Origin of the sequence: Streptococcus handemini (assembly GCF_040984445.1) — a bacterium.
GTDB lineage: Bacteria > Bacillota > Bacilli > Lactobacillales > Streptococcaceae > Streptococcus > Streptococcus handemini.
This window is the reverse complement of sequence record NZ_JBFRYH010000007.1, coordinates 40,941-47,403: the sequence shown is the minus strand read 5'-3', so window position 1 is coordinate 47,403 and position 6,463 is coordinate 40,941. Positions and strand designations below refer to the sequence as shown.

The window sequence follows — 6,463 nt, the reverse complement described above, 5'->3', positions numbered from 1 at the left end:
CGAGACTTTGGGAAAGGCATTAGGTGACATCAACCACCGACCACGAAAATGTTTAGCTTACAGAACCGCTGTTGAAGCTCTCTTGAATGAGTTCGAATAAAGGTTGCACTTTTTCTTGCAATTTGTCGTATCCAAACAGACCCTCAATCGATTTTTTAATTCACATTTTGGCTTACCTTTTGGAAAGTATCTCCAAGAAAAAAGATTTGAAGTTTTTGAAGAGAATTTGGTCAGTACGGAAGAGTCTATCAATTCTTTAGTCTATGAGGCAGGCTTTAAAAATATCAACTCCTTTAACAGATTGTTTAAGTCTAAGTATGGAGAATCTCCTCATGTTTGGCGTGAGAACCATCGACGGGAAAGGACTGAGCCTGAAAAGGTAGAAAACAGCTTAGTCGATGAAGATTTTTTTGAATTGCAACAGAAAAGCGAATTCAACTATATAATTGGCAATCAAGTTTGGATAACAAATCAGCAAAAAATGATATGGTCCATATCTCATCCGTCAGACCTCTTAGGACCAGTAGCACAAGAGAAACTGGATAAGATTTTAGAAGTTATTACAATTTCAGTTTTGCGGTTTGAGCTGGACTTATCGAAACAGCCTAGTTGGATTTATTTAGCAGTGCTTACTGAGTGTCTACAGAGACATATTCATCCTTGTTTGGTCATTCAGCTTGGAAACATAGTGGAGGTGAATAAAGTCATGTCTTTTCTCAAACAACTGATACTTGAGAAAAGAATGAATTTTAAAAATTGGCAGTTTGAAATTAAATTTGACCAAGAGCTTGAAGAATGGCCAAATGAATACAATCGATTTTATAGTTTTATCAAGGAGAATTTTCTTGATGGCCAATGTGGAATTGGTAATGTATCGTATCAGGAAAGCAAGGAGACATTACTTGCCAGGCTAAGTTTGCTTCAGTCGATTGATTTTGTAGGTATAACAGTTCTTCCTGAAATTGATCACTTTAGCCTTTATTCACGTCGCAATCAAATCGTTTCCCATTCAAGTTTAAGTAATATAAGTGCCGTAGTTTCAGGAATCATAGAATTTCTCAGAGCACACCTTCCGATGACTTCTCTTTTTTTGAGTCAATTTGGTTTGACTGGTGGTGAGAAGGATGAAATCAATGATCATATCTATTTAGCTTCTTATCATCTAGCATTTGTGAATGCATTTATAGAAATGGTTGATGGAATTGGCGGTTATACCTTATTAGATTCCCTGCATAAGAGTGAAGGGGAATTTGTAGGTTCACCTGGTTTAGTTACCAAATCAGGCTTGCTCAAAGCTCCATTACATGCCCTTAGCTTTCAGGAACGACTCTATTCATATATATTGACAAAAGAAGATAATTTTCTTGTTTCATATGACGGAAATGAGAACTATAGGTTATTGGCTTTTCAGTACCAACCAGTAAATGATTACTATTCGAGCGATAAAGATATTAATATTTATCACCATCAACAAAATATCTTTAATGCTAAAAATGATTTGATACAGTTTGAAATCTCCAATGTTTTAAACGGTATTTATAAGTTGACATATTATGTACTTGATAATGACAACGGAAGTGGTCCAGAGGTCCAGAGGAAATTTACAGGATTAGATCAATTAGATCGAAAAATGATTAATTTTTTGGAAACACAATACCGTCCTAGGATTTATCAAAAAAAAATTTCAGTTAAGGATAATAAAATTATTGAAAAATTGATTTTGAAGCCGTTTGAAGTCTTATTTGTAGAGATTGAAAAAGAAATTTTTTAATAAGGAATTGTAGAATAGAAAGAGTAGGTGAGATGATGAATTTTATGAATCCATGGAGTCATATTGAGATCTATCCACTGAGGAAAAATGAGCAATTACAATTTTTTGATACAAAGATTCGGATTATCTATTCTTTGGTGGGTAGTGTCAACATTAAAAGGAACGATTTTGAAACTATTCTAGGATCTGATGATTTTTACCTTATTTCACGATTAACAAAATACGATATTTCAAAAACGAAAGGAAAAGTTTATTGCTTTTCATTTGAGCATTTCCAAAAAGATACTGAGCAGATAGATTATCTGTTTCAAGGGGATTCAGTCAATAAAGTAAAACGAACAGACTTTGAAGTAGTACAAAGGTTGAAACAGCTGTTACTCTTGAAGGTTAGTCCGTCCTCATCTTCCTCAAGTCAAATTTATAAAGAGTATTTTTCTCTAGTACATACTTTGGAAAAATACTATGCTAGTCCAATTGTTTTTTCTGAAACAAAGCATGGAAAAAGTAGGGTTGAGGATATAAAACAGTATATCGATCACTATTTTGATCAGGACTTGACACTTTCCTCTCTCGCACAGAGAGTTTACATATCTGAGCAATATTTATCCAAAATTTTCAAAGATGAAGTTGGAATTGGGGTTTCAGAATATATCATAAAAAGGCGCTTGGAAAAAGTGCGTCGATTATTAACGGAATCAGAACTCGCTATTACAGATATCGCTTTTTCAGCTGGCTTTAGTAATATTAATTCTTTTAATCGTTTGTTTAAAAAATATCAAGGATTAACACCAAGTCTCTATCGACAGGAAACCAAGCAGAATATTGTATTGAAACACAATAAGAATGAACTGATGAGAGAGGACTACAAAGAAATTAAGAATGTTATTGAAAATGAGTTACAAGAATTGCATCATTCAACGATTGAGATTGATATTCGGCAGTTTCAACCCTTTCATCATGATAAATTACTGATTAACCTAGGCTATGCCGAAGATTTACTTCACCGTTCCTATTTCAAGAGCATTAAACCGATTGGTAATTATACTAATTTTAAATATGGTCGTGTATGGGGAATTATTGGTCAGAAATTGATGCCTAAAATAGATGGCATGTTTGATTTTACGAAGGTAGATGAAGTTATTCAGGCTATTTTAGACCTTGGTTTAAAGCCTTTTCTTGAGTTGGGAATCAAAGGAAAAGTAGTACATGGTGCCAATCGTCAGGTTGTTAAACAAACGCTTCTAGAATTACCAAGCCAATCTTTTGATGAGTTACTTGAGCGCTATCAAGCTTTACTTTCTCATTTAATCAATCGATATGGTAGGGAAAGAGCTGCTACTTGGATATTTGAAGTTTGGAAACCAAATTCGATTGTCTTGGAGTCTACTCATCAAGCTGAATTAGCCCTCTTTACGACTTCTGAAAAAGAGATTGACATTTGCTGTGATACGGATTATTTTGTACTATTTCAGGCTGTTCAACAATTAGTTAAAGGAGTTATTCCTGGTGCGAAAGTGGGGGGGTGTGGTATTAGTATGGATATTGAAGGTCAAGAAATGCAGAATTTCGTAACGGCTTGGTCCAAGCAAAAGATTCAGCCAGATTTTCTAAGTATCTATGTCTTTCCAATGGATACAGTAAAAGATAGGGCACTTCAGCATGTAGATTTTTACATTTCCCCTGATTCAGATTTCTTGATTCGTTCGGTTCAAACAGTACAATCATTGTTAAAGCATTTAAAATGGCAACCAGAACTTTACATTTCTGAATTTAATGTCACGATTTCCAGTCGCGATATTATAAATGATACGAGTTTTAAGGGACCTTATATTTTAAAAAATACTTTACCAATTATATCTGAAGTGGATATGTTGGGCTACTGGCAATTGTCTGATTTCCCTAGTGTTTCGATAGATATCTCTGAAGATGAAATTTTTGGTGGTTCAGGCTTGGTTACTAAAAGTGGTATACCGAAACCAGCTTTCTATGCTTTTGAATTTTTAAGTTTACTAGGTACAGATTTACTTTACCAAGCAGATGGCATTGTTGTTACAAAAAAAGGTTCTCGACTTCAACTGTTGTCCTATCATTACGCTCATTTAAATAGCCAATATTACTATGTTGACGAGAAAATGTTTGATAAAAATAATGCAAATGAAATGTTTGAGCAGGATGGAAATCTAAAATTATCTGTTCATATAAGAGGTATAAATGAAGGTAGGAATTATCATCTCAAAAGAAGATTGATGGGAATTGATTCTGGTGCTATCTTGGGAGAAGCAAATCAGTTTAGCCCATTTACTCATTATCGTTTAGAAGAAATAGACTATATGAAACATCGTTGTATTCCAAAGCTCAATCATCAAATTATACTAGCTGAAGATGGTGTATTAAACCTACAGATAGATTTACAACCACATGAAATGGTCTTTTTTGAAATCGAATTATATTAAAATAATATGATTATAATTTAATCTTATTTCATTTAACAATAAATTAGTTGAAAAACGTATCAAAATGATGCGTTTTTTTTGCTAGTTTTCAAAATATGGAAGCGGTATCATATAATCAAAGATAAGTAAAGGAGAAAGTATGAAACTTTATTTAATTAGACATGGGGAAACTTATCTAAATAAGTATAAGCGGATGCAAGGATGGTCTGATAGTCCGCTAACAGAAAAAGGTATTGAAATGGCTAAGCAATGTGGTCAGCGATTGAAAGAATACCCTATTAGCCATATGATTACTACCGATTTGGGACGGACTATTGAAACCGGAAGAATAATTGGCTCTATCCTTAATTTGACAGATAAAGTGAGGCAAATGAAGGCCTTTCGAGAAACCTTTTTTGGTTCATTTGAGGGTAGTTTTGGTAATGAAACATGGTCAACAGTTGCTAAATCAGCTGGTTTTACATCAGTAATAGATTTTTATCAATCTTCGAGCATAGCTGAAGTTATGGATTACTTCCATGAGGTTGATTCTACAGGAGATGCGGAGGATTACCAGGCATTTATTTCTCGAATTCAAGATGGTTTGAAACAGCTTGAGGAACAATACGGTTCCGACGATCATATTGTTCTAGTGACTCATGGAAATGTCATTCGCAATATCGCCTATCTAATAGATCCGACTATAGATTTAGCTGAGGAGCTTGTCAATGCTGGTATTACTATATTAGAGTTAACACTTGAGGGGCGAACATTACTTTCGTACAATAACAATTCTATCTAAAAATGGAGGAAGAATAATGAAGTATCAAGCACTCATTGATGGTATTTTGGAGGGTGTTGGTGGCAAAGCTAATGTCATCAGTGCAACACACTGTTTTACGCGTTTACGACTACAGTTTAAAGACTATGAAATAGTCGACGATGATAAAGTCAAGGCAGTAAAAGGTGTTGTAGGTCTCAATAAACAGGGTAAGGAGTACCAGATTATTATTGGTACTGAAGTTGGTAATTTATATCCAGAGTTCATCCAAGCAACCAACTTAAAAGCGCAAGCTCAGTTGGATGTCAAGGAATCAGAAGCTGATGAAAAACTATTTGATAAGCTTGTGGGAATCATTGTTGGAACATTTGTGCCATTAATTGGTTTGATTGCTGCTGGAGGTACTATTAAAGGCTTGCTATCTGTATTGGTACAAATAAAGTTATTGACCAATGATTCGAGCACATATATTGTACTCTACGCTGCAGCTAATGCTATTTTCTATTTTTTCCCAATATTCATTGGATTTACAGCAGGTAAGAAATTTGGAGCGACACCTTATCTATCTGCTTTAGTTGGTTCTGTTTTGGTATATCCTACATTACTAACTGCAGCTAGTGAAAAAGTAGCAGGGAATTTCTTTGGTCTTCCATTGACATTTCTTGATTACGCAAATACAGTTTTGCCGGCAATTTTTGCAGCCTGGCTAGTGTCTGTTCTTGAAAGATTCTTCAGAAAGCAGTTGCCACATGTCTTGCAAATGGTGTTCGTTCCGTTCTTCACTATCTTGGTTGCAGTACCAATCGTTTTATTAGTGGTAGGTCCATTGGTAACTATTTTTTCAGGTTGGTTATCAACCGGATTAGAATGGATTTTCAATTTTAGTCCAATCTTGACTGGTATTATTTTTGGTGGATTATGGTCAGTTATTATTCTATTTGGTCTTGCTTGGGGAGTTGTACCAATTCTTATCAACTATACCATTCAGTATGGTTACGACCCAATTTACGGTATGTTAGCCCCCGCAGCTTTGGGGATGGCAGGAGCAGTATTTGCAGTTGCTTTAAAATCTAAAAATGCAGAAATCAAATCGCTCGGAATTTCTACGGGAGTTACGGCTCTACTTGGTGTAACCGAACCAGCTATGTATGGTATTGCTATTCCCTCTAAGAAAACCTTTGTTTTTGCCTCTATGGGTACGGCAATTTCAGGAGCAATCGCTGGACTGATGGGAGTAAAAATTTTTGCTCCAGGGTTGAGTGGGGTCTTTAATGTCTTTGCCTATTTCGGAGGTGAGAATCTAGGTCAAAATGTTTTTTGGGGTATTGCAACACTAGTTATTGCTTTTATATCAGCTTTTATTCTGACTTATCTTTTCTCGGGTTGGAACGATAAAGAGTTTGAATCAAAAATTGCTGGCAAATAATTCAGTATACTAATAAGCTTGCCTCTACATAGTTAGCAGAGCAAGCTTTTTTA

The 6,463-nt window shown here is 35.0% G+C and carries 4 protein-coding genes and 1 pseudogene; all 5 read left to right on the top strand.

Annotated elements, in window-relative coordinates:
• Positions 1-100 (top strand): annotated as a pseudogene (locus ABPH35_RS02050) (IS30 family transposase); the annotation flags it as partial.
• A 15-nt stretch (positions 101-115) separates the two neighbouring features.
• The gene (locus ABPH35_RS02045; RefSeq protein WP_368849524.1) at positions 116-1,771 is read left to right on the top strand and encodes a helix-turn-helix domain-containing protein; all 1,656 of its coding nucleotides are present in this window, start codon (positions 116-118) and stop codon (positions 1,769-1,771) included.
• A gap of 32 nt (positions 1,772-1,803) precedes the next feature.
• The gene (locus ABPH35_RS02040; protein ID WP_349988868.1) at positions 1,804-4,224 is read left to right on the top strand and encodes a GH39 family glycosyl hydrolase; all 2,421 of its coding nucleotides are present in this window, start codon (positions 1,804-1,806) and stop codon (positions 4,222-4,224) included.
• Positions 4,225-4,363: 139 nt separating this feature from the next.
• Positions 4,364-5,005, top strand: coding sequence for a histidine phosphatase family protein (locus ABPH35_RS02035; protein ID WP_349988869.1), 642 nt, complete (start codon positions 4,364-4,366; stop codon positions 5,003-5,005).
• 16 nt (positions 5,006-5,021) lie between these two features.
• On the top strand, positions 5,022-6,410 hold the full coding sequence (locus ABPH35_RS02030) for a PTS transporter subunit EIIC (RefSeq protein ID WP_349988870.1): 1,389 nt from the start codon (positions 5,022-5,024) through the stop codon (positions 6,408-6,410).
• Positions 6,411-6,463 lie beyond the last annotated feature (53 nt).

Bases quoted from the DNA above. Each gene is read 5' to 3' on its own strand.
- ABPH35_RS02035 (WP_349988869.1), top strand. From the start codon at position 4,364: ATGAAACTTTATTTAATTAGACATGGGGAAACTTATCTAAATAAGTAT.
- ABPH35_RS02040 (WP_349988868.1), top strand. From the start codon at position 1,804: ATGATGAATTTTATGAATCCATGGAGTCATATTGAGATCTATCCACTG.
- ABPH35_RS02030 (WP_349988870.1), top strand. From the start codon at position 5,022: ATGAAGTATCAAGCACTCATTGATGGTATTTTGGAGGGTGTTGGTGGC.